General features: G+C 66.3%; 1 protein-coding gene. It reads left to right on the top strand.

Translation table 11 applies throughout. From position 1 onward, the window contains the following. A partial coding sequence (locus tag ACYVOK_RS06365; RefSeq protein ID WP_460661313.1) for a PhzF family phenazine biosynthesis protein occupies positions 1-671 on the top strand: 671 nt, incomplete at both ends.

Raw genomic sequence — 671 nt, 5'->3', positions numbered from 1 at the left:
TTCCATCGCACGGCCGAGATGCCCTTTGCCGGCCACCCCAATGTCGGCACGGCTTATGTACTAGCGCGCCATGGCCGCGACCGCGACGGCGTGCTGCGGTTCGAGCAGAAGGCTGGCCTCGTCGAGATCACCGTGGAGCGCGATGCGGCCGGAACGGTGACAGGGGCGGTTATCGCAGCGCCGCAGCCCTTGTCCCTCGGTATGGAGTTGCCGATCGACGAGATTGCCGCCTGTGCCGGACTTTCCGTCACCGATCTCGTGACAGGAGCCCACAAGCCGGTGCACGCCTCGGTCGGCGTCAAGTTCGTGCTGACGCAGGTCAGGCCGGAAGCTCTTGCCAGAGCGACGCCTGATCTCGCCGCTTTTCGAAAGCTCGTGCGGCTGCATGGCGAGCTCGCCGGACGCTTGTCACTGTTCCTCTACGCGCGTGACGGTGACACGATCCGAGCCCGAATGTTTGCACCGCTCGCGGGCACCTGGGAAGACCCGGCCACAGGCAGCGCCAGCGCGACGCTTGGTGCGTTGCTGCTCTCGCTCGATGGTGGCGACAAGGCTGCCTTCACCCTCACACAGGGCATCGAGATGGGCCGGCCGAGCCTGCTCAAGGTGAGGTCGTGGCGCGCTGAGGACGGCTATCACTCGCGCGTCGGCGGGAGTTGCACGCCGATGTT

Source organism: Kribbella swartbergensis, from assembly GCF_054784135.1.
The sequence above is the reverse complement of the archived record's forward strand: the minus strand, read 5'-3'. Positions and strand labels throughout refer to the sequence as shown.